Raw genomic sequence first — 26,433 nt, 5'->3', positions numbered from 1 at the left:
GCCGTGGGTGTCCGCTCCGGTGGTCGAGGGAATCGGCGGACTACTTTTTGCCCGCACCGGCACTGGTGCTCGCCCTGCCGCCACCGGCCTGCCCGGCTGTGTGTTCGGGGGTGGGTCAGGGGGGCCGAGGCCGGTCCGTACGTGCGATCCGCTCCGGTGCCCATGCGGGCGGAAGTCCGGGCGCGGGTTCGAGCAAGTGAGTCATCTTGTATGACTGTTCCCGTTGCGCCGGTGCGGCACCCTGCCGGCGGGTCATTCTTGGTCCAATCGACGCGTCCAGAAAGGCCCGCCCGCCGTGACCCAGCCGTTCGAACTGCCGTCCTTCTACGTGCCGCACCCGGCACGCCTCAACCCCCATCTGGACGAGGCCCGGGCCCATTCCACCGTCTGGGCCCGGGAGATGGGCATGCTGGAGGGTTCCGGCATCTGGGACCAAGCCGACCTGGATGCCCATGACTACGGCCTGCTCTGCGCCTACACCCACCCCGACGCCTCCGCCGAGGTGCTCTCACTGGTCACCGACTGGTACGTGTGGGTCTTCTTCTTCGACGACCACTTCCTCGACATGTACAAGCGCACCAACGACCGCGAGGCCGGCAAGGCGCACCTCGACCGGCTGTCGCTGTTCATGCCGGCCGACCCGGCCACCCCGATGCCGGAGCCCGAGAACCCGGTCGAGGCGGGCCTGGCCGACCTGTGGCGGCGCACCGTGCCGGCGATGGGCGAGGACTGGCGGGCCCGCTTCGCCGAGAGCACCCGCAACCTGCTCAACGAGTCGCTCTGGGAGCTCGCCAACATCAACGCCGGCCGGGTCTCCAACCCGGTCGAGTACATCGAGATGCGCCGCAAGGTGGGCGGCGCGCCCTGGTCCGCCCAACTGGTCGAGTACGCGGCCGGCGCCGAGGTCCCGAAGGAGGTCTCCGGCTCGCGCGCGCTGCGGGTGCTGATGGACGCCTTCTCCGACGGCGTGCACCTGCGCAACGACATCTTCTCCTACCAGCGGGAGGTGGAGGACGAGGGCGAACTGAGCAACGGCATCCTGGTGCTGGAGAAGTTCCTGGAGTGCTCCACCCAGGAGGCCGCCGAGACGGTCAACGACCTGCTCACCTCGCGGCTCCAGCAGTTCGAGAACACCGTGTTCACCGAACTGCCCGTGCTGTTCGCCGAGACCGGGCTCGCCCCCGAGGGCCGTGCCCGGGTGCTGGCGTACGTCAAGGGCCTCCAGGACTGGCAGTCGGGCGGCCACGAGTGGCACATGCGCTCCAGCCGGTACATGAACGGCGGTGGTTCGGCGGCCGGTTCGGGCGGTGGCGGCGTCGCGGCGGGAACGGGCGGCGCGCTGCCCGGCGCCGGCAACTGGTGGGACCCGTTCGCGATCGGTGGGGTGGGCACCTCGGCGCTGGACATCCTGCGCAGCGGGGCGATGGGCGGTGCGGCCGGCCCGGCCGGCTCGGGCGGTGTCGGCACCGGCGGCGGCACCGGCGGCGTCGGACCGGCCGTCCGGCGGGCCCGGTCGCACAGCCACGTGCCGTACCAGGCCGTCGGGCCGTCCCAACTGCCCGAGTTCAAGCTGCCGTTCGGGGCCGCGCTGAGCCCGCACCTGGACGGCGCGCGGGACCGGGTGATCGAGTGGGCCGAGCGGATGGGCCTGCTGGCGGAGCAGCCCGGCATCCCCGGATCCGGCATCTGGGACGCCGAGTCCATGCGGGACTACGACCTCCCGCTCTGCGCGGCCGGCATCCACCCGGACGCCACCGCCGACCAACTCGACATCTCCTCCGCCTGGTTGGCCTGGGGCACCTGGGCCGACGACTACTACCCGGTGGTCTTCGGCCGCACTCGCGACCTGGCCGGCGCCAAGCTCGCCAACGAGCGGCTCCCGCTGTTCATGCCGGTGGACGGCAGCCCCGCGCCCGAGCCCGCCAACGCCCTGGAACGCGGCCTCGCCGACATCTGGGAGCGCACCGCCGGTCCGATGACGGCCGACGCCCGGCGGAAGTTCCGCCAGACCGTCGAGGACATGACCGCGAGCTGGATCTGGGAGCTCGACAACCAGGTGCAGAACCGGATCCCGGACCCGGTGGACTACCTGGAGATGCGCCGCGCCACCTTCGGCTCCGACCTCACCATGAGCCTGTGTCGGCTCGCCCACGGGCAGGTCGTGCCGCCCGGGGTGTACGAGCACGGCTCGATGCGCTCGCTGGAGAACTCGGCCGCGGACTACGCGTGCATGATGAACGACCTGTTCTCGTACCAGAAGGAGGTCGAGTACGAGGGCGAGGTGCACAACGCCGTCCTGGTGGTGCAGAACTTCTTCAACTGCGACTACCCGTCGGCGGTCCGGATCGTCGACGACCTGATGCACTCCCGGCTGGACCAGTTCCAGCACGTCGCGGAGAAGGAACTCCCCGTCCTGTACGACGACTTCGCGCTGGGGGCGGACGCGCGGGAGCTGCTGGACGGGTACGTGGGGGAGCTGGAGAACTGGCTCGCGGGCATCCTGCGCTGGCACCGGGACTGCCGCCGGTACCGCGAGGAGGACCTGCTGCGGCACTTCGGCGCGGAGCGGGAGCTCAAGGCGGGGTCGGTCGGGGAACTGCCGGTGGCCGCTGTACCCGCCGCCTTCCCGGTCGGCCCGACCGGCCTGGGCACGGCCTCGCTGCGCCCGCCGCTGGCCGGCGCGGCCCCGGCCGCCGGGGTGGCGGGCCTGCGCTGACCGGCGGGCGGACCGTCCCACGGCGCACCCGCGCGGCCCGATCGGTCAGAGTTCGACGCCGAGCAGCTCGCGCAGTGCGCGGTCGCCGTCCGGGGTGACCCGCAGGGCCCGGCCGGAGCCGATCCGCTCCACCCAGGACCGGTCCAGCGCCGTCCGGCAGAGCGCCGCGCCCAGCGCCCCGCCGAGATGGCTGCGGCGCTCCGTCCAGTCCAGGCAGTTGCGCACCACCGGGCGCCCGCCCCGGCGGCCCGCCCGCTCGGGCAGCTCGATCGCCTGCGCGGCCAGCCAGGCCCGGCCGCGCCCGGTGACGGCGAGCCCGGCGTCGTCGGTGAGCAGGCCGCGGGCGAGCAGCGCGTCAGCGACGGCCACGCCGAGGCGGCCGGCCAGGTGGTCGTAGCAGGTGCGGGCGCGGGCCTCGGCGCTCTGCCGGGTGGCCTCGCGCAGGCCGTGCGGGGTGGGCCGGTCGCCCTGGTCGGCGAAGGCGGTGAGGTCCTCGATCAGGGTGGCGACCCCCGGGGTGGCCAGCCGGACGTACCGGTGCCGCCCCTGCCGCTCCTCGGCCAGCAGCCCGCCGGCGATCAGCCGCGACAGGTGTTCGCTGGCCGTGGACGGCGCGACGCCCGCGTGCCGGGCCAGCTCGCCGGCCGTCCAGGCGCGGCCGTCCAGCAGCGCGGTGCAGAACGCGGCGCGGGTGGGGTCGGCGAGCAGGGCGGCGAAGGCGGCGAGCGACATGCCTCCATGGTCGCCCCGGCACGGTTCGGCGCGGGCCGAAACGTCGGCGGCGCGAGGTGTGGCGGTCGGGGGCGGCACGGTTCGGCCCGGACCGAAACGAGCCGGAGCCAGGATGGCCGGTATGAGCGATCCCACGGTGTTCTCCCGCTGCGGCGAGGTGACCGCCGCCCCGGACGACTCGCCGGGCACCGGCCGGAGCTTGCGCCGACCCGTCCACCCCGTCGTCGGGTCCGCGCTCTGCGCGGACGCCGTCGGCGACCACTCCCCGGAGGTGACCCGATGACCCCCTTCGCCGCCCTGCACCACCGCCCCGGCCGCCCGCTGCTGCTGCCGAACGCCTGGGACCACGCCTCGGCGGTGGCCCTCGCCGCCGAGGGCTACGCCGCGATCGGCACCACCAGCCTGGGCGTGGCGGCCGCCGCCGGCCTGCCCGACGGCGCGGCCGCCACCCGCGCGGAGACCGTGCGGCTGGCCCGCCGGCTGGGCCGCGGCGGGTTCCTGCTCAGCGTGGACGCCGAGTCCGGGTTCAGCGATGATCCTGAGGAAGTCGCCGCCCTGGTCGTCGAGTTGGCGCAGGCCGGGGTGGTCGGCATCAACCTGGAGGACGGCCGGGCGGACGGCACCCTGGTGCCGTCCGCCGTCCATGCGGCGAAGATCGCGGCGGTGAAGGCGGCCGCGCCGGAGCTCTTCGTGAACGCCCGTACCGACACCTGCTGGGCCGGGCGCCACGACCCCGGGCCGGAGACGGTCCGCCGCCTGGAGGCCTACCAACAGGCGGGCGCGGACGGCGTGTTCGTCCCGGGGCTGGCCGATCCGGCCGCCATCGTGGCGCTGGTCGAGCGGCTGGCCGCCCCGCTCAACGTCCTCTGGACGCCGACCGGCCCGGGCTTCGCCGAGCTTGCCGCGCTGGGGGTGGCCCGGGTCAGCCTCGGCTCGCTGCTGTACCGCTCCGCGCTGGCGGCGGCGGTGGCCACGGCGGCGGCCGTCGGTGCGGGTGGCGCGGTCGGTCCGGTGCCGGGCTACGCCGAGGTCCAGGCGCTGAGCATGACATGACGCGTCGTCAACTGCCGGGCAGGTCCTGTCGGGTGGCCTCGATGCCAGCCAGGATCAGCCGGACGCCGTTGGTGAAGCTGCTGTCGCGGTCGCCGTCGGTCGCCCCGGGGACCTCGGTGGTGTAGAGGCGGTGCAGGCGCGGGAAGTCCCGGGATGCCTCGATGACGGCGGGCACGAGTTCGTCCATCCGGCCCTGCTCGTCCCAGCCCTGCCGGGCCAGCGCGCTCAGCCAGGAGGCCTCCGCGCTGGCCGTCCCGATGACGTAGCCGAACAGGGCCCCCATCGCGTCGTTGGCCTCCACCAGGGTGAAGCCGGCCGCTTCCAGGAAGGTGAGGATCGCCTCGGAGAGGCGCATCCAGTTGGGCCCGAAGTAGACGAGCCCCAGGTCGCCGATCACCGACACCATCCACGGGTGGCGCAGGACGACCTGGCGGACGCCCTCCGCGCACTCGGCGATGGTGGTGCGCCAGTCCGCCGGGTCCGCGTCGGTGGTCGCCAGGATCCGGATCTCGCCGAACACCTCGTCGACGACCAGGGCGAGCAGCTCGTCCTTGTTGGCGACGTGGGTGTACATCGAGGTGGCGCCGGCGTTGAGGCGGGCGCCGAGCTTGCGCATGCTCAGGGCCTCGATGCCGTCGCCGTCCAGGATGGCGAGGGCCTCCGCGACGATCTGGGTCCGGCTGAGCGCGGGCTGCTCGCGCCGGGGGCGCTCGGGGCGGCTCCACGGTGCCCCGGGCACGCCCTTCGACCTGGCCGTCATCCGGCCCTCCTCTCGGTCTTCGCCCGCCTGTGCTCGGCTCGGCTGTTCCGTTCAGCATAAGCCGAACCGCACACTGTTCGGCGTTGCGAACAGTGTGCGGTCTCCGTACAGTGTGCGGAGCGGAGCGCGCCGCACCCGGTGGGGACGGGGTGCGGCGTGCCCGCGACGACTTCCGCCCGGCTGCGGCCGGCGCACTCACTTCGAAGGGGGATCGCGGTGGACCGTCATCCGCGTCGCTGGCTCATCCTGGTCGTGCTCTGTCTCAGCAGCCTGGTGCTGGTGGTCGACAACATGGTGCTCACGGTGTCCATCCCGCCGATCGCGGAGGACCTCAAGGCCGGAGCCCAGGACATCCAGTGGATCATCGACTCGTACATCCTGGTCTTCGCCGGGCTGCTGCTCACCTCGGGCAGCCTCTCCGACCGGTTCGGCCGGCGGAAGGTGATGATCATCGGGCTGGTGCTGTTCGGCGCCGCCTCCCTGGTCGCGGCCGTTGCCGACAGCCCCGGCCAACTCATCGCCGGACGCGTGCTGATGGGCGTGGGCGGAGCCCTGGTCATGCCGAGCACGCTCTCCATCCTGATCACCGTCTTCGACGACGAGGAACGGCCCAAGGCGATCGCCGCGTGGAGCGCGGTGGCCATGATCGGCCTGGTCGGCGGGCCGGTGCTGGGCGGTGCGCTGATCGCGCACTTCTGGTGGGGCGCGGTCTTCCTGCTCAACGTGCCGGTCGCGGCGGTCGCCATCGTCGCGGCGGTCCTGCTGATGCCGGAGTCCAAGGGGCCGTGGCGCCGGCCCGACCTGCCCGGCATGGTGCTCTCGATGGCCGGGATGACCGCGCTGGTCTGGTCGATCATCGTGCTGCCCCGGGACGGCATCACCAGCCCCGGCACACTCGGCACGCTCGCCGTCGGGGTGCTCGCGCTGGGCGGGTTCGCCGTCCGCCAGGTCCGGACCGACTCGCCGATGGTCCCGCTCGGGCTGTTCCGCAACCGGGTGTTCACCGGCGCCAGCTTCTCGCTCGTCCTGCTGACCTTCGCCACCGGCGGCCTGATGCTGGTCCTCACCCAGTACCTGCAGTTCGTGCTGAAGTTCTCGCCCACCGACACCGGCCTGGCGTTCATCCCGCTGGCCGTCGCCTCGCTGGTGTTCAACGCGGTCGGCGCCGTGCTCGGCAAGAAGGTCGCCCCGCGGGTGATGACCTCGGCCGGCATGCTGGTCATCGCGGCCGGGTTCGGGCTGCTGGCCACGCTCTCGGTCGGCGACGGCTTCGTCAAGGTCGCCCTGGCCATGCTGGTGCTGGGCGTCGGCTCCGGCCTCGGGATGCCGGCCGCGTCCAACGCGCTGATGGGGGCCATCCCCGGCGAGCACGCCGGCGTCGGCTCCGCGCTCAACGACACCATCCAGCAGTCCGGTTCCGCGCTGGGCGTGGCCATCCTCGGCACCGTCCTGTCCAGCACCTACACCGGTGCGATGCCCACCGACGCGCCCACCGCCGGGAAGCACGCGATCACCGACGCGCTCGCCCTCGCCGCGAGCACCGGGGACGGCGGACTGGCCGCCGCCGCCCGCGACGCGTTCAACACCGCGGCCTCCGTCACCTTCACGGCGGGCGGGATCTCCGTCCTGGCGGCCGCGGGGCTGACCCTGGTGCTGATGCGGGACGGCCGCAAGCCCGGTCCGGCGGCGGGCCCGGCCGAGGACGCGGCCGCAGCCGAGGTCGAGGCTGCCGAGCCGGCCGTCCAGCCGGCGGGCTGAGCCCGCCCGCTCCGGCCCCGCCCGCCCCGGCCCGGCCCGGCCCGACCTCTCCGCGCCGCCCCGTCCCACATGTCGGGACGGGGCCGGAGGCGGCCGCTGGCACCTTCCGTCTGACCGGAACCTGCCAATCTGAGCAATCCCCCAGCTTCTCCCGGGGGTGCCCGGACCTCCCGCGCTGGCCCGAACCGGCCAGGCGGTTGGTGCCAGGGCTGTTCACTGAACCAGGCCGGGGCCGTGTGTGACTGTTGAGCCCGCCCGAGGCCGCGATGCGAACGCGGCCCGCACTCACACCCACACTTCCCGAGGTCGTCCTCATGCCCATTTCCGCGCGCTCCCGCACCTTCGCCCCCCGCGCGACGACCGGATTCCTCGCGCCGGCCGTCGCGCCGGCCGGCGGCTCCCCGGTCCCCGGCCGAGCGGCCGGGGCCTCCGTCCAGGCGTCGCCCCCCGCGGTCTCCGCCGCGCTGGGCGACGGATTCTCCTGGGGCTGACCCGGCCGGACGCCGAGCCACCCGCCCGGGACTTCCCGTTCACCTCGCCTGTGTCCTGCTGGCCGCCCCGGCGGAGCCGCCGGAGGCCCCCCGCCCGACCGCCCGGGCGGTGGCCGAGGCGCTCGACCGCCTGCTGTCGCCCGAGGACGGTGTCGAACACCTCCACGTCCACGTGGCCGTCCGGGCCGTCCGGCTGACGCTGTACCTCGCCGGCTGCGATCTGATCGACGCCGCCGGCCGGGCCCTCGCCATCGCCCTTCGGCTCCTCGGTGACTCGCCGGCGCTCGCCGGGTTCGTCATCGCGGACTTCAACGTGCTCGGCCGACCGCCAGGCCCGCAGGCCGCTCCCTCCTGATGTCAGCGGACCGTCACTTGGAGACTCATGCGCATCACATCCGTCGGCCACGCCGGTCTGCTCGTGGAGACCGGTGCCGGCCGCATCCTGTGCGACCCCTGGTTCAACCCCGCCTTCTTCGGCTCCTGGTTCCCCTTCCCGGACAACGAGGCGCTGGACTCGGCTCAACTCCACACCGCGGAGTACCTCTACGTCTCCCACCTCCACCACGACCACTTCGACGCCGAGTGGCTGCGGACGCGGATGTCCAAGGACACCGTGGTGCTGCTGCCGGACTACCCGGTCCGGGACCTCCGAACGGCCATGGAGGACCTCGGGTTCCGCCACTTCGTCCAGACCCGGGACCTCGAACCGACCCGGCTGGACGGCTCGGTCCAGGTGATGATCAACGCGCTCACCTCGCCGACCGACGGCCCGATCGGCGACTCGGCGATCCTGATCGACGACAACGGCACCCGGATCCTCAACCAGAACGACGCCCGGCCGGTCGAGGACAGCCGCATCGCGGCCTTCGGCCCGCTCGCCGGCCACTTCCTGCAGTACTCCGGGGCGCTCTGGTACCCGATGGTCTACGACTTCCCCGCCCGGATGAAGCAGACCATCGGCCGCCGCAAGCGCCGCAACGGCATGATCCGCGCGCTGAACTACATCGAGCAGTACCGGGCCGAGCACGTCTTCCCGTTCGCCGGCCCGCCGTGCTTCCTCGACGAGGACCTGTTCCACCTCAACGACCTGGACAGGGACGAGTCCAACATCTTCCCCGACCAGTGGGTCTTCCTCGACTTCCTGCGGGAGCGCGGGGTGTCCAACGCCCACCTGCTGCTGCCCGGAACCGTGGCCGAGCTCGGCCCCGATCGCGGCCTGGAGCTGCGGCAGGTCGACGACCGGACGATCGCCCGGATCCGCGACGACCGACGCGGCTACCTGCTCGACTACCGGGAGCGCCGGGCCGGCCAGATCCGGGCCGAGCGGGAGAGCTGGCCGACCGGACGCACCGATCTGCTGCACAGCCTCCAGGAGTGGGTGGAGCCGCTGCTCCGGCACGCCGACCACACCTGCACCGGCATCAACGGCCGGATCCTGGTCGACGTGGTCGACGTGGTCGACGACGAACCGGGGGCCGGCGAGCAGATCGTCTTCGACTTCCTGGACCGCCGGGTGGCGCGCTGGGCGGGCGAGGAGTGCCGCTACCGCTTTGAGCTGCCCCGGCCGCTGGTCGAGCGGCTGGTCGCCGAGCGCTGCCCGGACTGGGCGAACGAGCTGTTCCTGTCCTGCCGGTTCAAGGCCGCCAGGAAGGGGCCGTTCAACGAGTTCGTGACGACCTTCTTCGCCTCCCTCTCGACCGAGCGGATGTCCTACGTCGAGGGCTACTACGCGGAGTTGAGCCAGACCGAGGACCGCGCCCGGGCCGGCGACTACGTCGTCCAGCGGCTCTGTCCGCACCTCAAGGCGGACCTGGTCCGGTTCGGATCCCACCGGGACGGCATCCTCACCTGCCGACTGCACGACTGGGAGTTCGACCTGGCCACCGGGCGCTGCCTGACCAGCGACGACCGCAAGATCATCAGCGAGGCGCGAGTGGCCGAGGGCGACGACGCCCCGGACTTGGCCCGGATCCCCGCAGCCTGAACAGGACCGAACATGAGCCTTCCCCTGGTATCGGTCGTCATCCCGCTCTACAACGACGCCCGCACGCTGCCCGCCTGCCTGGCGGCGGTGGCCGCCCAGACCTACCCCAACCTGGAGATCGTCGTCGTCGACGACGCCAGCACCGACGGATCGGCCGAGGTGGCCGAGCGGCACCCGTGCCGGCTGGTCCGCCAGGAGCGGAACGCCGGCCCGGCCGAGACCCGCAACCGCGGCGCCCTGGAGGCCCGCGGCGAGATCCTCTTCTTCCTGGACGCCGACGTCGGCCTCTCGCCGACCTCGGTCGCCCGGGCGGTGGAGCAGCTGGCCGCCGACCCGGCGGTCGGATCGGTCTGCGGAATCACCGACAAGTACCCGCTGCTGCCGACCACTTGGGTCGGCGACTACCGGATCCTCCAGTCCTACTACTGGCGGATCAGCTCCGAGGGCACCGTCACCCCGTGGTTCTCCGCCCTGGCGGCCATCCGCCGGTCGCTGTTCCTGGAGGCCGGCGGCCTCAACCCCGCGTTGCGCCAGACCGAGGAGATCGACTTCGGGGTCCGGCTCTCGGCCGGGCACCGGATCGAGCTCAGCGCCGAGGTGGTGGGACGCCACAACGACGAGGAGCAACTATCCGGCCTGGTCCGCAAGTTGTTCCGCCGGGCGCGCCTGCGCGTACCGCTCTACGTGGACCACCGGGGCTTCATGCGCGGATTCGAGACCCGCGAGCGCGCCTTCGCCGCGCTCGCCGCCGCCGGCGCGGTGGCCTCGCTCCCGCTGGCCCTGCTGTCCGCGTGGACCCTGCTGCCCACGGCGCTGCTGGCGGCCGGCGCGGTGCTGGCCGACCGCGGCTTCCACGCCTTCCTGGTCGACGAACGCGGCGTCAGGACGGCGGTGGGCTACACCGCCCTGCACTTCCTGGCGGGCGCCGCCGTGGCGGCGGGTGCCGCGGTCGGAGCGGGCCAGTGGCTCTGCAGCCGACGGTTCCGCCTGCTGTACCGGCAGCGCCCGCTGTCCGCCCACTCCCCGACCGTCTGAGCCGCTGGCAGGACACCCATGACTGCTGTTCGCCCCCAACACCTCCTGCTCACCGGCGCGGCCGGCTTCCTCGGCAGCGCGCTCGTCCGGCGGCTCGGGTCCTCACCCGGGCACCGGGTCGTCGCGCTCGACCGCCGGCCGCTGCCGCCCGACCTCTCCGCCCTGCCGTCCGTGCAGGCGGTGGTCGGGGACGTCCGGGACCGCACCCTGCTCGGCCGCCTGGCCGCCGAGGCCGACGTGGTCGTCCACGGCGCCGCCGCACTGCCCAGCCACCCGGCGGCGGAGATCCGCTCGGTGGACGTCGACGGCACCCGCACCGTCCTCGACGCCGCCCGGCGGGCCGGGGTCGACCGGGTCCTGCACATCTCGTCCACCGCGGTGTACGGGATCCCGGACCGGACCCCGACCCCGGAGTCCCACCCGCTCGTCCCGGTCGACCCGTACAACGCCGCGAAGATCGCGGCCGAGGAGATCTGCGCCGACTTCCGCCGCCAGGGCATGTGCGTTCCCGTCCTGCGCCCCAAGACCTTCATCGGGCCGGGCCGGCTGGGCGTCTTCGCGATGCTCTTCGACTGGGCGCTCGACGGCCGGGGCTTCCCGGTGCTCGGCGGGGGCGGCACGCTCAACCAGATGCTGGACGTCGACGACCTGGTCGACCTGGTCGTCGCGATGCTGACCATGCCCGCCGAGCGGATCAACCGCGAGTTCAACGTCGGCGCGGCCGAGTACGGCTCGTTCCGCGAGGACTGCCAGGTGGTCCTGGACCTCGCCGGCCACGGCAAACGGGTCGTCCCGCTGCCGCTCGCCCCCGCGAAGGCGGCGCTGCGGACCCTGGCGGCCCTCAAGCTCTCCCCGGTCTACGGGCGGCTCGTCCAGAAGCTCACCCGGGACTCCTGCGTGGACATCTCCCGCGCCCGCGAGGTGCTCGGGTTCACCCCCCGCCACACCAATGCCACCGCCATCGAGCGCAGCTTCACCTGGTACCGCGCGAACCGGTCCGCGGTGGCCGGCACCACCGGCCGGACCCACTCCGACCGCTGGCGTGAAGGCGCCCTGCGCACGGTCAAGGTCTTCTTCTGACAGCGAAGGGAACGGAATTGAGTACTACGAGCCAGTACCGGAAGGGCATCGTCGGTCCGCCCTCCCATCCACCCGACGGAGGCGCCGGGCCCCCGCCCGGCGAACTCCCGGGCGAACCGGGGCCGGGCTCGCTGGTGCGCGGCCTGCTGCGGCTGGTCCGGCCGTACCAGTGGTCGAAGAACGCGGTCGTCCTGGTGCTGCCCCTGCTGGAGGCCCGCACCACGCCGTGGCGGACGGTCGGCAGCGCGCTGTCCGTCCTGGTGCTCTTCATCGTCGCGTCCTCGGCCACCTACGTCGTCAACGACCTCGCCGACCGGGAGCGGGACCGCCGGCACCCGGTCAAGCGCCACCGCCCGATCGCCTCCGGGGCCGTCCCCGTCCCCGCCGCCGTCGTGCTGGCCGTCCTGCTGTACCTCGCGCTGCTGGCGGGCTCCGTGGCCGAGGGCTCCGCCGCCGTCCCCGTGCTCGCCTACGCCGTCACCAACATCTGCTACAGCTTCGTCCTCAAGCACATCTCGGTGGTCGACGTCTTCGTCATCGCGACCGGCTTCGTGCTGAGGGTCTGCGCCGGGGCGATGGCCGCCTCGGTCTCGATCTCCTCGTGGTTCCTGCTCTGCGTCTTCTCGGTCTGCATCCTGATCGGGTTCGGCAAGCGCCGGCACGAGATGACCTCGGCCCAGACCGGACCGTCCGAACTGCACCGGCCGGTCCTGCGCGCCTACTCCGTCCCCTTCCTCAACAGCATGGTCACCTTCGCCGCGTCGGTGACCGTGCTCGCCTACGTGTCCTTCCTGCAGAACGACGCCGCCGACGGCGGCATGCGACAGCTGCGCATCCTGCTCTCCACCCCCCTGGCGGTCTTCGCCATCGCCCGCTACCTGCAGATCCTGCTGGTCAGCGAGGGCGGCGGCGAGCCGGCCCGGACCCTCTTCACGGATCGGATCATGCTCGTGGTCGGTGGCCTCTGGCTGACCGGTTTCGCCGTCCTGCTGGCGGTGGAGTCATGGTGACGCGGCCGCGGTTCCTCCGGCCGCGCACCGGCCCGGCCGCCACTGCCCCGGGTGCCACCAGCCCGGCCGCCACCAGCCCGGCCGCCACCTGGCCGGTACGGCTGCTGACCGCGGCCAGCGCCGGGTGGCTGCTCTTCTGCCTGTTGCAGGAGGCGCTGACCGGGCGGGCGTGGTTCTGGGTGGTGCCGGGGGCGGCGCCGCCGCCGGTCCTGCTCGGCGTCCCGCTCCTGGTGCTGGCGGCCGTGCTGGCCGTCCGGCTGCGCCGCAGCCGCAGCAGGGTCCGCTGGTCGGCCGCGATGGGCGTGCTCTCGCTCGTCGTCGGGCTCGACCAGTCGGGCCTGACCCTGGCCGCGGTCGCCGCCGACCGGACGGTGCCGGCCGGGGCGCTGCACATCGTCGCGCAGAACACCGAGTACTGGGGCTCCGACGTCGACCCCGACCGCTTCTACGCCTACCTCAAGGCCCAGAACGCGGACGTGTACCTCCTCCAGGAGTACCTGCACTGGGACGACGCGGCCGGCGCGGACGGTGCCAGGGAGGTGGACGACACCGCCCGCCTGAAGCGCGAGTTCCCGGGCTACCACCTGGCCACCCGGGGGGAGTTGGTGACGCTGTCCAGGTTCCCGATCGTCGCGCAGCCGCCGGTCGGCCCGGACCGGGAGCTGCGGGCGAGCGGGGACGCCGACTGGTCGCACGCCTTCGCCGGGGCCAAGGTCCTGCGCACCGACCTCGCGGTCGACGGCTCGGTGCTCTCGGTCTACAACGTCCACATGCTCGTCCCGGTCGCGTACGGGATGCCCCCGCAGGACTTCCCCGGGGACGTGCACCGCCGCCAGCGCGAGCGCAAGCAGCAGTTCGACGGTCTGGCGGCGGACGTCCGGGCCAACCCCGGCCCGCTGTTCATCGCCGGTGACTTCAACACCAACGCCGGCATGGGCGACCTCAACGAGCTGCGCGGCCTCACCCACGACGCGGCCGACGCCGGCGACACGATCCTGCCGATGTCCTGGGACGCCGGCAGCTGGCACGACTGGTGGCGCTTCGACTGGGCGTTCACCGCGCACGGCGCCAAGACCTACCGGTACTCCCTGAGCAGCCCCCAGGGCACGTCCGACCATCTACGCCAGGACGCCTGGATCTCCAGGCCGACTTCGGGAGGAACCCATGGCTGACGCCCACCCCACGGTGTCGGTGATCATCCCCAACTACAACTACGAGAAGACGATCGCCGCGGTCGTCGAATCGGTGCTGGCCCAGACCCACCCCGTGCACGAGGTGCTGGTGGTCGACGACGGCAGCACCGACCGCTCCCCGGAGATCGTGCGGGGCTACCCGGTGAAGCTGATCCCGCAGCAGAACGGCGGCGTGTCCGTCGCCCGCAACCGGGGGGTGGCGGAGAGCACCGGCGACATCCTGTTCTTCCTGGACTCCGACATCGCGCTGGCCCCGGACGCGATCGCCAACGCCGTGGCGCTGCTGCGGGAGCAGCCCGACCTCGGCTGCGTGCACGGGGTCGTGGACAAGCGGGCGCTGTTCGACGACGGGCAGGTCGAGCGCTACCGCGTCCTGCACGAGCACTACTGGCGCCGACGGGCCACCGGCCGGGTCAAGACCGTCTTCTTCGCCATGTGCGCGATGCCGCGGGCGGTGTTCGAGGAGATCGGGCCGCTCAACGAGACCCTGCGGGAGTCGGAGGACGTGGAGTACAGCGAGCGGCTCGCGGAGAAGTACCCGATCCTGCTCACCGCCTCCGTCACGGGCCGCCACGACGACGAGGAGCGGCTGGGCTCCATGCTGTCGGAGCAGTACCGCCGTTCGCAGCTGCTGGTGGCGTTCGCCGGCGCCCACCGGTTCCGCCCGGGGGCGATCAAGGCGAACCGGATGCCGGGCCTCCTGGCGGCCGCGGCCACCTGGGGGAGCCTGCCGCTCGTGCTGGTGACCCCGAAGGCGGCCGTGCTCCCGGCGCTGGGCCTGGCCTGGTTCGCGGTGGCGGACCCGGGGCTGGCCCGGTTCGTGGTCAAGGACCAGGGGGCCACCTACTACCCGCGCTTCGTCGGCTACCACTTCCTGCTGCACACCGCGCTGTTGGCCGGTGTCGCCCGCGGCGCGCTCCGGGCGGTCACCGACCGGGACTTCCGGCGGCCGCGGTTCGCGGCCTCATGACCGACGCACCCGGGAAGGACCCGTCCGGGAACGATCCGTCCGGGAGGGACCCGTCCGGGAACGATCCGTCCGGGAGGGACCCGTCCGGGAACGATCCGTCCGGGAGGGACCCGTCCGGGAACGATCCGTCCGGGGGCCTGGTCGGGGGCCCGGCCGCCCACCGCATCCGGCCCGGCCGGCGCCGGCTGCTGACCGTCGCCCTCCTCGTGGCCAGCGTGATCGGCCTGGTCGCGGTGGCCCGGAACGAGGCCTGGTCCCTGGTGGCCCGGATGGCGGACGGCCGGTTCCTGGCGCTGCTGGCGGTGTCCGTCCTGACGAACGTCGGCGGGCTGCTGCTCGGGATGCTGTCCTGGCGCGCCGTCCTCGACGACCTCGGGCCGTCCATCGGCCTGTTCGGCACCGCGCGGATCTTCTTCTGCGGGTTGCTCGGCAAGTTCCTCCCGACGCCGGTCTTCGGGCTGCTCGCGCACGTGCAGCTCGGCGCCGAGTACGGGGCCACGGCGGGGCGGATGATCACGACCTACGTGGTCAGCCTGGGGATCACCATGCTGACCGCCTGCCTCGCCGCGCTCGGGATCGCGCCCGCGGTGCTCGGCGGGAACTCGTGGTGGCTCGCCCTGCCGCTGCTCGTCCTGCTCTGCTTCGTGGTCCGCCCGGGGCTGATCGGGGCGGCGGTGGAGCACGGCGCGCGGCTGTTCCGCCGGCCGCCGCCGACCGGGCGGGTCTCGGCCCGCGCGGTGCGGGTCTCGCTGGGCCTGGCCCTGCTGTCCTGGTTCTCGGCCGGCCTGCACCTGTGGGTGATCGTCCTCGCCCTGGACGGACCGGCCGCCCGCTCCCTGCCGGCCGCCGTGGGGGGCTTCGCGCTCGCCACCGTCGCCGGCACCCTGACGATCGTGCTGCCGGACGGCCTGGGCGCCCGGGAGATGGTGCTGGTGCTGTCCCTCTCCACGGTCCTGCCGGTCACGACGGCGGGCGCCGCCGCGATCGTCTCCCGTCTGGTCTGCACACTGGCCGAGTTGGGCACGGCCGGGGTAATGATTCTGGTGACCCGATCCCGGCGCGCCACGCCCCCGATCGCGGCCCGCACCACCACCGATCCCCTGGGAGGGAAGACTGATGTTGTACCGCAGCCTCGGAGTTGACGGACCGAAGGCCAGCGCGCTGTGTCTCGGCGCGATGACCTTCGGCACCACTGTGGACGAGCAGACCGCGACGGCGATCCTGGACCGGTTCACCGAGGCCGGTGGGACGTTCGTCGACACCTCGAACAACTACGCCTTCTGGGCCCCCGGCGGGACGGGGTACGAGAGCGAGGAACTGCTCGGCCGCTGGATCGCCCGCCGGCGCAACCGCGACGAACTGGTGCTCGCCACCAAGGCGGGAGCCCGCCCGGTGCCCGAACTCCCCTTCCCCGAGCACATGGAGGGGCTGTCCGCGGCCGCGCTGCGCAACGCGGCCGAGGGCAGCCTGCGCCGACTCGGCACCGACCACGTGGACGTCTACTACGCCCACGTGACGGACCCGTCCACCCCGGTCGAGGAGACCCTCGGCGCCTTCGCCGAGCTGGTGGCCGACGGGAAGGTCGGCCGACTCGGCTGCAGCAACCACAGCACCGCGGAACTGGCCGCCGCCAACGAGCTCGCCGAGCAGCGGGGTTGGCCCGGCTACCGGTGCGTCCAGCAGCGCCACAGCTACCTCCGGCCGCGGCCGGACGCGGACTTCGGCATCCAGAAGCACGCCGACGAGGAACTGCTGTCGTACGTCGCGCAGCGGCCGGAGCTGCTGCTGCTGGCGTACTCCCCGCTGCTCGGCGGCGCGTACTGCCGGCCCGACCGTCCGCTCTCCGAGAAGTACCAGTGGCCGGTGACGGAGGCCCAGTTGGCCACCCTGGCCGAGGTGGCGAAGGAGACCGGGGCCACCGTCAACCAGGTGGTGCTCGCCTGGCTGCTGGGCCACCCGGTGCCGACGGTCCCGGTCGTGGGTGCCAGCTCCGTCGCCCAGCTGGAGGAGAGCCTGGCCGCCCTGGACCTGGTGCTCGACGAGGACCAGCGCCGGCGGCTGGACACCGCGGCCTGACCGCGGCCTGACCGCGGCGTTCCGCGGCGTTCCGCGGCGCCGGGCGGCCAGGTCACAACCAACCCTCCTTGGCCGCCCGGACCCCCGCCTCGAACCGGCTGCGCGCACCCAGCCGAGCCATCAGCTGGGAGCTCATCCGCCGCACCGTGCGCAGCGACAGTCCGAGCCGCCGGGCGGCGACCTCGTCGGTACAGCCGATGCCGAGCAGCAGCAGCAACTCGCGCTCCTGGGGCTTCAGGTCGTTCTCGTCCCGGCGCGGCCCCTCGCCGAACGGCGTGCCCGCCGCCCAGAACTGCTCGAACAGGACGGTCAGCGCGCCGACCACACCCGGGGTGCGGATCTCCAGGGCCCCCGCGCGGCCGTCGGCCGGATCGATCGGCACCAGGGCGGTCTGCCGGTCCACCACCACCAGCAGCATCGGCAGGACGGGCACGGTCCTGGCCTCGCCGCCGAACCCGGTGAACCAGCGGACGTACTCCAGGGTCGCCGGATCGTTGCGGAAGCTCTCCTGGTAGATGCTCCTGATGCGGACCCCGCGCTCCAGCGCCTGGCGGTCCAGCGGCTGGCTGGCGTCCATCGTGTCCGGCAGCTGCCCGCCGCCCGACATCAGGGACAGGCACTCCTGCTCGGCGGTCGCGGCCAGGTCCTCCAGGCGCCTTCGGACCGCGTCCAGCCCCTCCAGCCGGTGGATGATCTCGTGGCGCGAGGCCCGGTTGGCGTTGAAGCGCGCGCTCAGCGCCGTCACCGCCTGCTCGGCCGACTCGATCTGCCGCTGGCGGCGGCTGAGGTCGGCCGTGGCACGGGAGAGCAGGAACCCGAAGCCGACGTCCGGACTGAACGGCACGGCATCGCGGCTGCCGTCCTCCAGGTGCACCAGGTCCAGCTCGGCCAGCCTGCTCAGCGCGGCCCGCACCTGGTCCTCGTCCCACCCCAGGTGCGCGGCCATGTCGCAGACGCGGAATCCCGGTTCGTTCACCAGCAGCCGGTAGACGGCCTCGGCGGCCGGCTCGACGCCAAGAGCTTCAAGCACAGGTATCCCCCCAATATCCCTGCCCGGATCTCTAGGGAGGTTAGGTCGAGAGCGCCCAGTAGGTCTATACCAATTTCCGCGCCGCAGCACGATGGGCGAACCCCCGGGCCACTCGCCTCGACCGCCGGCGCCCCGACCGCCGGCGCGTCTGGCCGCCTGCGCGTCTGGCCGCCTGCTCGCCGTCAGCCCTGGGCGCGGACCGCCCGCCACCGGTTGGCCGTGGTCTCGCTCACCGTGTAGAAGAACTCGGACTTGAACTCGGCCCCGTCGCTGAGGGCCTCCACCCAGCTCATCGGCCAGTTCCGCCGGCCGTAGTGCTTGTGCACGACCCGGGTGAAGGCGGACAACACGCCGCGCAGCCGCTTCCGGTCCACGTCGAGCAACTCGACCAGGGACGTGTAACTCACCCGCTCGCCGGGCTGCTTCGCCAGGATGTCGAGCACCCCGGTCACCACCTGCACCGAGTCTAGCGGATCGGCCGTCAGCCGGCGCAGATCCTGCACGCTCCACTCGACGAACGGCCACTCACCGTCCTCCTGCGGTCCCCCCTCGGCCGACGCCGCCACCGCGGACCCCGCAGTGGCACCCGAGAGCTCCGCGAGGAACGCGTACACCTGCGTGACGTACTGGGCCGGCACCGGCACCGAGATGAACTGCTGGTCGTCCTGCGTCATGTTTCTTCCCCTCCGACGTGTCGCCTGTCTGGCGGCAGGACAGATACTTGCACGCCGCGTGTCCAGGTGTCCAGGTACTAACCTGGACTAATTCCGGGACTAAGGATCGGTTAGTGCCGCCCGCGGCGGGCTACCCGAGCATCACCCCGTGGATACGGGAGAGGGTGAAGACGCGTTCGTCGTCCCGCAGGTGGCACCAGGCGTTGAGGTACGGGGCGTCCAGTGCGAGTCGGCTGAGGGTGCGGACGGTCGTGTTGCCCGAGGTGGCGACGTACTCGATCGTGACCGCCAGGCCGTCGTCGACGGCATGGGCGAGCTGGCGGACATCGGTGAAGGACAGCTTGCGTGCGTGCCCGGCGATGATCTCCTCGGTGTCGCTGTCGTAGGGGCGGCCGTCCCGTGGGCCGGGCTCCGGGGCGTCCGGCGCGACGGCCCGCAGCCGGGCGGCGAGGGCGCTCAGGTCGACGGCTGCCCGGGCGTCGGCGGTCCGGGCGTCGGCGGTCCGGTCCGCCGACCGCCGTGGCCGGGACCGGCCGCCGGGCGGGCGCGGTGGCGGGACCGGGTTCGCCGCGCGGGTGCGCTGGGCCCGCTCGATGCGGACGGACCCGTCGGGCTTCTCGGCGACGGGGGCGTAGCCCGCGGACCGCAGCGCCGCGAGCGTCTGCTCCGGAGGGGTCTGGCTGATCAGCACCGTCGGTGCCAGCTGCCGCAGGCCGAGCCGGCCGAGCGTGCGGTGGGCGGCCAGTTCGGCCAGGAGGGCGGGCTCTTCACCGTGGATCACACAGGCGGCGGAGACGACGCGGGCCCGGCCGTGGCTGCGCGCGGTGTCGTGGATCAGGTAGGAGAGCGGCTGGGGAAGCGGTCCGACGGCGAGGGCGGCCAGTTCGGCCGTGATCGCATCGGGGGTGAAGCCCGCGTCGAGGGCCCGGCGGACGCTTCCCGGGCCGAACCGCCACACGGACGCCGCACCGGAGGCCTCCCGGTCCGCGACGGAATCCAGCAGGGCGACGAGGGCCGCTGACGGCGTGCCGGCGACCACGGCCGTGAGATCGCTGCCGAAGCGGGCGGCCCCGGTGGCGGCGGGCAGCAGGCGCCGACAGGTGTCCGCCAGCGCCCGGACGTCATCGGCGAGCAGGGCGGCCCCGATCGGGGACAGGGCCCCGAGGGCGAGTACGCCGAGCAGTTCCGATTCGCGGATCAGGGTGGCGAACGGGGCGGCGTCCTGGGGGAGTTCGTCGACGAGCGGACGGTGCCACCCGATCAGCGGCCCCAGGTCCGCCGGGTCCGTCGCGCCCTCGCCCGCCGGGAGCCGGGACGCGGCTGCGAGCAGCCCGTGTCGGGCCTGTGCGCAGCCCCCGCAGGGCGGTGTCCCGGCGAGGGCCGGCAGCGCCTTCCCGTCCTCGTCGCGGCTCCCGCCGGGGGTCAGCGGCAGTGTCCACCAGGCCCGGAGGAGCACGGCGAGCTGGTCGGCCGGTTCCTCCTCGGACCAGGCGTCGTAGGCCGCGGTCGCCGCGACCCGGTCACCGTCCCGGGCCAACAGCCCGGCCGCGCCCGCCGTCTCCAACGCGAGGCGCACCACGATCTCGTCGCACTTCGCGGCCTTGCCGATCCGGGACAGTTCGCGGGCGCCGATCCCGCCGGCCTTCAGCCGGGTCGGGGGAGCGGCGGAGCACACCCGGAGGACGGAGGCGGCGTGGGCGGCGAAAGCCGGCGCGGCGGCCGCCGCCTCCTGCTCGATCCGCACGGCGGTCACGGAGGCCGACCGCACGACGGGCGGAGCGGGCGTGAAGGGGGCGTGCCAGTCGGGGCCGCGCAGCGTGAGCGCCACCTCGGCGGGCATGCGGGCCGAGCCGTACCAGTGGCGGCCCCGGATCAGCAGCCCCCGTTCCAGCGCCCATCGTTCGCCCGGCGCGGAATCGGGCTGCGGAGTCCCGAACATGATGAAGCCCGGTTGCTCCGGCGTCCGACCCGCCTGCCGCTCAAGGAGCTTCCGGGTGGCTGCGGGAGCCCCGGCCACCAGCGCGGCGACCCGAGCCGGATCGGTGTGGTGGTCGACCAGCGCCGCCAGCCGCTTCTGCTTGCCGGTGCCGGCGGGCTTGACGCCGAGTGCTGCCAGCATGCGGCCCAGTTCGTCCGAGGTGGTGTCCGCCAGCAACTGCGCCAGCCGCGGGCCCAGCCCCAGCGGCGTGCTCCAGGCCTGCCGCAGCGGCGCCGCCACGCGCAGCAGCCCGTCGCCGTCCGGCCACACCAGCGCACGATCGGCCAGCGCCTCCAGCGCCGCCTCCAGGCCGCGGGCGCGCTCCCCGTCCGTCGCGTCCAGGAGACCCGCCAGGGCGTCCCGCGAGGTCGGCGTGAGTGCGGCCAGAGCTTCCGCCACCTGTAGGTACGGCAACACGAGCCGGGGCAGCGCCAGCGCCACCGAAGCCGGGCGCTGAAGACGGTCCGCCAGTTCACCGACCGACCGCGGCTCCGGCGCCGACGCCGCGTCCGGGCGCGCCGCCAGGACCCGTTCCAACGCGGGGGTGTCGAGCCCGTGCAGCCACGTGGCCAGGGCCGACCCGCTTGCCTTGCTGATGGAGACCACCTCACCGACTGGGAGAGAACACCGTCCGGCACCGGTGCCGGACGGGGACTCCAAGAATGGCGCATCACGGGAGGGCGGAAGTCTCATTCCCCGCCCCTGTCCCCTGTCCCCTGTCCCCTGTCCCCTGACCCGTGCAACCGAACCGCCCGGCGTGCGGAGCTCACCCGGCGGTGTCCCCGCAGCAAGAAAACGACGAAGGCCCGGACCGTTGAAACGGTCCGGGCCTTCTGCCGGCGGAGGATACGAGATTCGAACTCGTGAGGGGTTGCCCCCAACACGCTTTCCAATTCTCCCGAATGGGGTCCGCCGGGGTTCGCGCCCGTCCTGAACTGTGGCGGAGTGAATGTCGGGGCAGGGGTTGAACCTGCCCGGACGGGGCTGAATGAGACCAGAACTGAGACCACGATCTGGCGTCGGCGCTGTCAGTGCTACTCGTCGACGGGGCCGCGGCTCAGCGGCGGTACCACGAAGAGCTCCGATACGAAGCCGGTGATCGTGCCTGCGATGTTCCGGCCGATCCATGTCGGGTAGTGGCCGCCCCAGCCCCAAGAGGAAGCAACGAGGCTGCGGCCGCTCTTGGGGTCAGAAGAACAACTGGCGTGCGCACCATGAAGTTCTCCTCACCGAACAGGGCCCTCGTCAGGAGTTCGTAATCCTCGCCCAGCAGGTCGCCGAGCGGGGCCCCGGCGGAGGCATCGATGAAACAGCCAGTCCCGGCGTCGACGCCGTAGCCGAGGAACTCCGTGTTCTCAAGGTTGTCGAGGGCCCGGCCGTCGCTCAGGGCCAGTGTCCACTCGACAGTCGGTTTGTCCGCTCACCTGCAGCCAGGCGGCGGCGACACGTTCATCCACGGCCTCGGGGAGTCGGCTCGGGCGATCTCGACATCTGAGAGGGCGATCAGGTGGATGCCCGGACCCACCTCAGGGGTGAAGGGATCCAGGTCGCCGCCGAGGCCGATGAACGGGTCGCAGGCCGCGACTTTGCCTGAAGGGAGGCAGCGTCGCCTCGGGCGGTGCCGTCACTGTGGCCTCATGCTCTGGCCGCAGTCGTACGAGCTGCCACCTGTCAGAAGGCGCAGCACCTCAGGGGCAGCAAGCGGTATCAGTCTTCAACCTCGCAGTGGTGGAACGGATGGCTGATGGGTCGGCGCCTCCATAGCTTCCCCATGGTGCGGCCGACCCTGAAGGATGTCGACGAGGCGTCCCTGCACCGGATCGAACGCGCCCCTCCACGTGTGGCAGATCCTGGCCGACCACCCCTTCTCCGGGCAAGGACTGTGCCGGCACCGACCTCCTGCCCCACAATGGCCAACGGGACCAGCAATCCCCTTGCCCCGTCCGTACACCTTGATGCTCTTGGAGCTCTCGCCTTGACGCTCTCCGCCCCTCCTACGCCTACCGCGCTCGAAACTGTGTTCAAGCGGGTCATCGAGCGCAAGGCTGTCCGCGCTGAGGCGACACTACAGGCCGATATTCGCCAGTTCCTACTGGATGCAGACCTCAACCTCGGCGAGCAGGACCTCCTGAATCCCGAGCTCGAAGCGCAGGTGGGTGACGGGACCGGCCATCGCATCGATATTGAGATGGGCGCGACCGTTATCGAGGTAAAGAAGGACATCAGCCGTCCGAAGCTCCGCAAGGACGCGGTCGAGCAACTCGCGAAGTACGTGCGGGCCAGGACGGAGCAGCGGGAGCGACGGCACGTCGGTATCGTCACCGATGGTGCCGACTGGCGTGCTTACGCTCTGGTCAACAATGACCTGAGCGAGGTGAACCGCTTCGATGCCCGGGAGCGTGGCGGCAACGCTCTGAACTTGGTCCGATGGCTCGAAGGTGTCCTGGCGACGTCCGAAGGTGCAGCGCCCACGCCAGATGCCATCGCGGCTCGCCTTGGAGCAGACAGCGTTGCGCACTCCATCGATAAGGCGGTCCTGGTCGCGCTGTACGAGGAGAACAAGCACCTACCGACCGTCCAGCTGAAGCGTGATCTATGGGCGCGCCTGCTCCGCAGCGCCTTGGGCGCCCAGTTCGAGGCCAGCGATGACCTGTTCATCGAGCACACGCTCCTCGTGAACACTGCCTCGATCATCGCTCATGCGGTGATGGGCATCGACGTGAAGGACACCGCTCCAGCCTCACTGGTCTATGGCCAGCTGTTCATGCAGGCGAGGATTTCGGGTGTGGTTGAGTCGGACTTTTTCGGCTGGCCACTGGAGACCGAAGGCGGAAAGGGATTTATCGAAGACCTCTCTCGGCGACTCGCTGGCTTCGACTGGTCGAAGGTCGAACACGATGTGCTGAAGGTGCTGTACGAATCGGTAATTGCCGCGGAGACCCGCAAGAAGCAGGGGGAGTACTACACCCCGGACTGGCTGGCAGAAGCAACGGTGGCCGAGGCCGTCTCTGATCCACTGAATCAGCGGGTCATGGATCCGTCATGCGGCTCTGGCACGTTCCTCTTCCACTGCGTCCGACGCTATCTCGCTGCCGCACAGGACAGCGGATTGCCCTTGCATGAAGCTTTGGACGGCCTGCATGACCATGTCGTCGGCATCGATCTCCACCCTGTCGCTGTAGCACTGGCCCGCGTCACTTATCTCCTTGCCATTGGCAGAGAAACGCTCACCTCCGATGAACGCGGCCCGATAAGCGTCCCTGTCTACTTGGGCGACAGCATCCAGTGGGACCAGCGCACTGATCTCATCGACCATGGCCATCTCGTCATCCAGACCGGCACGGGCAACCAGCTCTTTGCCAATGACTTGCGCTTCCCCGAAAATCTGCTGCAGGATGCCAGCCGCTTCGACGCAATCGTCAACGAGCTCGCCGATAAGGCAGCCGACCCGCATCGGAATCAAAGCAAGCTTCCCTCCCTCGTCAGCGTCTTCAAGCGACACGGGGTCTCTGGCGAAGCCGACCGAGACGAACTGACAGAGGCCTTCCGCATCCTGTGCACCTTGGTCGACGAGGACCGAAATCACATCTGGTCCTATTACGTCCGTAACCTTGCCCGCCCCATGTGGTTGTCGCGCGCGGAAAACCGGGTGGACGTTCTCATCGGCAATCCGCCCTGGCTCTCCTATCGCCATATGCCGGCCGACATGCAGACGACGTTCAAGGAGATGATGCAGGCCCGCGGCTTGTGGCGAGGCTTCGAGGTCGCCACCCACCAGGACCTTTCCGGCTTGTTCATCGCCCGCGCAGTCCAGCAGTATCTGCGCGAGGATGGCACCTTTGCCTTCGTCGTGCCCAACCCAGTTCTGGACCGCCCCTACTGGACTGGCTTCCGAAGCGGAGAATGGGCTGACCCTGAACACCCCGTCAAGGTCAAATTCACTGGCTCCTGGGACCTGCGGCGACTGCGACCGCACTTCTTTCCCCGTGCCGCTGCTGTCGTGTTCGGTCGCCGTCTTCCCATTGCTATCGGGCAACTGGGCAGCGGGGCCGTCGCGCTACCCAGGCAGACCGAAATTTGGGCCGGGAAGATCTCCAAGAGTGCCGCTCGCTGGGAACATGCCAAGGGTTGGATCGCCCGGAATAAGGGTGAACTGCGCTACCCGAAGGAAGGGCTGATCAGCTCGCCGTACCGAGCTCGATTCTTGAATGGAGCAACCGTCTTCCCCAAGGTCCTCTTTTTCGTCGAGGAGCAGGCTGCCAACCCCCTTGGTCTCGGAAGCGGCCGAGCCTCAGTCCGGTCCCAGCGGAGCACTCTGGAGAAGAAGCCCTGGAAGCAACTCCCCGATCGGGAGGGGGCAGTCGAGAAGCAGTTCATCCGGCCCATCCTGCTCGGCGAACACGTCGTCCCCTACCGGGTTATGGGCGCAGATAAGGTCGTTCTGCCCATTGAGGGAACGAATACCCTCATGCACGGTGAGCATGACCATCTCGATCAGTACTCGGCCCTGGCAGCATGGTGGCGTGACGCCGAACGGCTGTGGGATGCCAACCGCTCCACCGAACGGCTCTCACTGGTTGAGCGCCTTGACTTCCGTAAGGGGTTGACTGCACAGCTCCCCGGCGCGCCTCTGCGGGTGGTCTACGGCGCTTCTGGCATGTACGTCACGGCAGCGCTGGTGGACGATCCAAATGCCATCATCGAACACAAGTTGTACTGGGGTAGCGTCGCCACGCGCCAGGAGGGTATGTACCTATTGGCCGTTCTCAACTCGCCGTATACGACCGAAGCTGTACGCCCACTCATGTCCTACGGTAAGGACGAGCGCGACATCGACATGGCTGTATGGGAGCTGCCCATCCCGGACTTCGACCCGGCTGACGCCAAACACGCACGAATTGCTGCGATCGGCGAAGCCGAGGCTCAGAGAATCGCGGAGCTGCAGTTCGACGAGGGCAAGAGCTACATCCAGATCCGCCGTACCCTGCGCGACTTCCTCCTGAGCTCCACCGACGCTGAGGAGCTGGACCAACTGGTTACCGAACTACTCGGCTGACCCGGCGGCGTTCAGGGTGTCGCCGCAAAAAGTACGGACCCTGGGAGGTGGCATCGCACGGGGATGTCACGGCCAGCTTGCCCGATGCCGCGCGTTTGAGGGGGGTGCTCGGCGAGTGTTCCCCCAGACGGCACGAGGGCGTAGTTGACCAGCTGATACTGCTGACCGTGAGCGCTCAGTGCGAGCTGTGCTGGCGCTCACTGCTCGTAGGACCACGCTTTGCCGGTCTGCCGGTACTGCTCGACAGGGATGGGCTCGACGCCGGCAGCCATGTGTGCGGTGTAGAGCAAGCCGTCGAGGTGATCGATCTCGTGGTGGATCAGGCGGGCGAGTCCGCGTTCGTAGGTGGTGGTGGCCACCTGGCCGTCCAGGGTGGTGGTCTCCACGGTGATCCGCAGCGGACGGGGGACCAAGCCGCGAACGTCGAAGAACGAGAGGCAGCCCTCGAACTGCTCGTCCGCCTCGTCGGCGTGGTCGGTGATGTGGGGGTTCAGCAGGACGATCGGCGGGCTGTCAGGGTCGGCAGGCTGGACGATGGCGGCGGCCCGGCCGATCCCGATCTGCGATGCCGCGATGCCCATGCCCTTGGCGAATGGGTGGACCTGGCCGATGCGTTCCATCGCGGTGAACAGCTTCTCGACGACCTGCTCGGCGGCCCCGCGCTCGGTGGGCAGGTCGAACGGGCGGGCGGGCTCGACGAGGATGGGCGCGCCCTCCTGGGCGACGCCGAGGTCGCGCATCTGGTCGCTGGGCCGCACCTGGATCACCTGAACTCCCCTTGGTTCGTGTCGTGTTCGGGTCGGGCCCGGAATCGCCATTCCAGACGGTACCGGGCGT

21 protein-coding genes and 1 pseudogene are annotated in these 26,433 nt (G+C 71.5%); 15 read left to right on the top strand and 7 right to left on the bottom strand.

Annotated features, from left to right (window positions below):
- The first annotated feature begins 295 nt into the window (after window positions 1-295).
- Window positions 296-2,716, top strand: coding sequence for a germacradienol/geosmin synthase (locus ACIPLC_RS02695; RefSeq protein WP_400470295.1), 2,421 nt, complete (start codon window positions 296-298; stop codon window positions 2,714-2,716).
- A gap of 45 nt (window positions 2,717-2,761) precedes the next feature.
- On the opposite strand, the gene ACIPLC_RS02690 is transcribed toward ACIPLC_RS02695, so the two are convergent.
- Window positions 2,762-3,448: an ArsR/SmtB family transcription factor gene (locus tag ACIPLC_RS02690; protein WP_400470292.1), complete on the bottom strand. Its 687-nt coding sequence runs from the start codon at window positions 3,446-3,448 to the stop codon at window positions 2,762-2,764.
- A gap of 121 nt (window positions 3,449-3,569) precedes the next feature.
- Here ACIPLC_RS02690 and ACIPLC_RS02685 point away from each other — a divergent pair, with 121 nt between their 5' ends.
- Both ACIPLC_RS02685 and ACIPLC_RS02680 read left to right on the top strand, forming a co-directional pair.
- Window positions 3,570-3,731: a hypothetical protein gene (locus tag ACIPLC_RS02685; RefSeq protein WP_400470289.1), complete on the top strand. Its 162-nt coding sequence runs from the start codon at window positions 3,570-3,572 to the stop codon at window positions 3,729-3,731.
- Window positions 3,728-4,501: an isocitrate lyase/phosphoenolpyruvate mutase family protein gene (locus ACIPLC_RS02680; protein ID WP_400470286.1), complete on the top strand. Its 774-nt coding sequence runs from the start codon at window positions 3,728-3,730 to the stop codon at window positions 4,499-4,501. The genes ACIPLC_RS02685 and ACIPLC_RS02680 overlap by 4 nt, the downstream gene beginning before the upstream one ends.
- A gap of 7 nt (window positions 4,502-4,508) precedes the next feature.
- Here the strand turns inward: ACIPLC_RS02680 and ACIPLC_RS02675 are convergent, their stop codons facing one another.
- Window positions 4,509-5,261 (bottom strand): TetR/AcrR family transcriptional regulator, encoded by a 753-nt coding sequence (locus ACIPLC_RS02675; protein WP_400470283.1) that lies wholly within the window; start codon window positions 5,259-5,261, stop codon window positions 4,509-4,511.
- Window positions 5,262-5,477: 216 nt separating this feature from the next.
- On the opposite strand from ACIPLC_RS02675, the gene ACIPLC_RS02670 reads away from it, so the two are divergent.
- From ACIPLC_RS02670 to ACIPLC_RS02620, 11 genes are all read left to right on the top strand, one after another.
- Window positions 5,478-7,019, top strand: coding sequence for an MFS transporter (locus tag ACIPLC_RS02670; RefSeq protein WP_400470280.1), 1,542 nt, complete (start codon window positions 5,478-5,480; stop codon window positions 7,017-7,019).
- 314 nt (window positions 7,020-7,333) lie between these two features.
- Entirely contained in the window at window positions 7,334-7,510 is a 177-nt protein-coding gene (locus ACIPLC_RS02665; RefSeq protein ID WP_400470277.1) for a hypothetical protein, read from the top strand.
- A 109-nt stretch (window positions 7,511-7,619) separates the two neighbouring features.
- A complete protein-coding gene (locus tag ACIPLC_RS02660) occupies window positions 7,620-7,865 on the top strand; it encodes a hypothetical protein (RefSeq protein WP_400470274.1) in 246 nt (81 codons plus the stop codon).
- Between the two features lie 27 nt (window positions 7,866-7,892).
- The gene (locus ACIPLC_RS02655; protein WP_400470271.1) at window positions 7,893-9,494 is read left to right on the top strand and encodes a Rieske 2Fe-2S domain-containing protein; all 1,602 of its coding nucleotides are present in this window, start codon (window positions 7,893-7,895) and stop codon (window positions 9,492-9,494) included.
- 12 nt (window positions 9,495-9,506) lie between these two features.
- Entirely contained in the window at window positions 9,507-10,529 is a 1,023-nt protein-coding gene (locus ACIPLC_RS02650; protein WP_400470268.1) for a glycosyltransferase family 2 protein, read from the top strand.
- An 18-nt stretch (window positions 10,530-10,547) separates the two neighbouring features.
- Window positions 10,548-11,609, top strand: a complete 1,062-nt coding sequence (locus ACIPLC_RS02645) for an NAD-dependent epimerase/dehydratase family protein (RefSeq protein WP_400470265.1) — start codon at window positions 10,548-10,550, stop codon at window positions 11,607-11,609.
- 17 nt (window positions 11,610-11,626) lie between these two features.
- Entirely contained in the window at window positions 11,627-12,619 is a 993-nt protein-coding gene (locus tag ACIPLC_RS02640) for a decaprenyl-phosphate phosphoribosyltransferase (protein ID WP_400470262.1), read from the top strand.
- On the top strand, window positions 12,613-13,791 hold the full coding sequence (locus ACIPLC_RS02635) for an endonuclease/exonuclease/phosphatase family protein (RefSeq protein ID WP_400470259.1): 1,179 nt from the start codon (window positions 12,613-12,615) through the stop codon (window positions 13,789-13,791). Before ACIPLC_RS02640 ends, ACIPLC_RS02635 begins: the two co-directional genes overlap by 7 nt.
- A complete protein-coding gene (locus ACIPLC_RS02630; RefSeq protein ID WP_400470256.1) occupies window positions 13,784-14,782 on the top strand; it encodes a glycosyltransferase family 2 protein in 999 nt (332 codons plus the stop codon). Before ACIPLC_RS02635 ends, ACIPLC_RS02630 begins: the two co-directional genes overlap by 8 nt.
- Before the next feature lie 206 nt (window positions 14,783-14,988).
- A complete protein-coding gene (locus tag ACIPLC_RS02625; RefSeq protein WP_400470253.1) occupies window positions 14,989-15,924 on the top strand; it encodes a lysylphosphatidylglycerol synthase domain-containing protein in 936 nt (311 codons plus the stop codon).
- Window positions 15,899-16,858 (top strand): aldo/keto reductase, encoded by a 960-nt coding sequence (locus ACIPLC_RS02620; RefSeq protein ID WP_400470250.1) that lies wholly within the window; start codon window positions 15,899-15,901, stop codon window positions 16,856-16,858. Before ACIPLC_RS02625 ends, ACIPLC_RS02620 begins: the two co-directional genes overlap by 26 nt.
- A 52-nt stretch (window positions 16,859-16,910) precedes the next feature.
- Here ACIPLC_RS02620 and ACIPLC_RS02615 read toward each other — a convergent pair whose 3' ends face one another.
- The 4 genes and pseudogenes from ACIPLC_RS02615 to ACIPLC_RS02600 form a co-directional block, all read right to left on the bottom strand.
- Window positions 16,911-17,888 carry a LuxR family transcriptional regulator gene (locus ACIPLC_RS02615; protein ID WP_400470248.1) on the bottom strand — a complete coding sequence of 326 codons (978 nt, stop codon included), beginning with the start codon at window positions 17,886-17,888 and terminating at the stop codon, window positions 16,911-16,913.
- Between the two features lie 182 nt (window positions 17,889-18,070).
- The gene (locus ACIPLC_RS02610; RefSeq protein WP_400470245.1) at window positions 18,071-18,562 is read right to left on the bottom strand and encodes a hypothetical protein; all 492 of its coding nucleotides are present in this window, start codon (window positions 18,560-18,562) and stop codon (window positions 18,071-18,073) included.
- 130 nt (window positions 18,563-18,692) lie between these two features.
- A complete protein-coding gene (locus ACIPLC_RS02605) occupies window positions 18,693-21,146 on the bottom strand; it encodes a helicase C-terminal domain-containing protein (RefSeq protein ID WP_400470242.1) in 2,454 nt (817 codons plus the stop codon).
- 451 nt (window positions 21,147-21,597) lie between these two features.
- Window positions 21,598-21,945 (bottom strand): annotated as a pseudogene (locus ACIPLC_RS02600) (DUF4241 domain-containing protein); the annotation flags it as partial.
- Window positions 21,946-22,515: 570 nt separating this feature from the next.
- Between ACIPLC_RS02600 and ACIPLC_RS02595 the strand changes: the two are divergent.
- Window positions 22,516-25,596 carry an N-6 DNA methylase gene (locus tag ACIPLC_RS02595; protein WP_400470239.1) on the top strand — a complete coding sequence of 1,027 codons (3,081 nt, stop codon included), beginning with the start codon at window positions 22,516-22,518 and terminating at the stop codon, window positions 25,594-25,596.
- A 197-nt stretch (window positions 25,597-25,793) separates the two neighbouring features.
- Here ACIPLC_RS02595 and ACIPLC_RS02590 read toward each other — a convergent pair whose 3' ends face one another.
- Window positions 25,794-26,363 (bottom strand): peptide deformylase, encoded by a 570-nt coding sequence (locus ACIPLC_RS02590; protein WP_400470236.1) that lies wholly within the window; start codon window positions 26,361-26,363, stop codon window positions 25,794-25,796.
- Between the last annotated feature and the right edge of the window lie 70 nt (window positions 26,364-26,433).

The organism is Kitasatospora sp. NPDC086801 (assembly GCF_044745805.1).
Taxonomy (GTDB): Bacteria; Actinomycetota; Actinomycetes; order Streptomycetales; family Streptomycetaceae; genus Kitasatospora.
This window is presented reverse-complemented; position numbering and strand designations above follow the sequence as displayed.

Bases quoted from the DNA above. Each gene is read 5' to 3' on its own strand.
- ACIPLC_RS02685 (WP_400470289.1), top strand. From the start codon at position 3,570: ATGAGCGATCCCACGGTGTTCTCCCGCTGCGGCGAGGTGACCGCCGCC.
- ACIPLC_RS02610 (WP_400470245.1), bottom strand. From the start codon at position 18,562: ATGACGCAGGACGACCAGCAGTTCATCTCGGTGCCGGTGCCGGCCCAG.
- ACIPLC_RS02630 (WP_400470256.1), top strand. From the start codon at position 13,784: ATGGCTGACGCCCACCCCACGGTGTCGGTGATCATCCCCAACTACAAC.
- ACIPLC_RS02675 (WP_400470283.1), bottom strand. From the start codon at position 5,261: ATGACGGCCAGGTCGAAGGGCGTGCCCGGGGCACCGTGGAGCCGCCCC.
- ACIPLC_RS02620 (WP_400470250.1), top strand. From the start codon at position 15,899: ATGTTGTACCGCAGCCTCGGAGTTGACGGACCGAAGGCCAGCGCGCTG.
- ACIPLC_RS02650 (WP_400470268.1), top strand. From the start codon at position 9,507: ATGAGCCTTCCCCTGGTATCGGTCGTCATCCCGCTCTACAACGACGCC.
- ACIPLC_RS02680 (WP_400470286.1), top strand. From the start codon at position 3,728: ATGACCCCCTTCGCCGCCCTGCACCACCGCCCCGGCCGCCCGCTGCTG.
- ACIPLC_RS02665 (WP_400470277.1), top strand. From the start codon at position 7,334: ATGCCCATTTCCGCGCGCTCCCGCACCTTCGCCCCCCGCGCGACGACC.
- ACIPLC_RS02635 (WP_400470259.1), top strand. From the start codon at position 12,613: ATGGTGACGCGGCCGCGGTTCCTCCGGCCGCGCACCGGCCCGGCCGCC.
- ACIPLC_RS02645 (WP_400470265.1), top strand. From the start codon at position 10,548: ATGACTGCTGTTCGCCCCCAACACCTCCTGCTCACCGGCGCGGCCGGC.
- ACIPLC_RS02690 (WP_400470292.1), bottom strand. From the start codon at position 3,448: ATGTCGCTCGCCGCCTTCGCCGCCCTGCTCGCCGACCCCACCCGCGCC.
- ACIPLC_RS02655 (WP_400470271.1), top strand. From the start codon at position 7,893: ATGCGCATCACATCCGTCGGCCACGCCGGTCTGCTCGTGGAGACCGGT.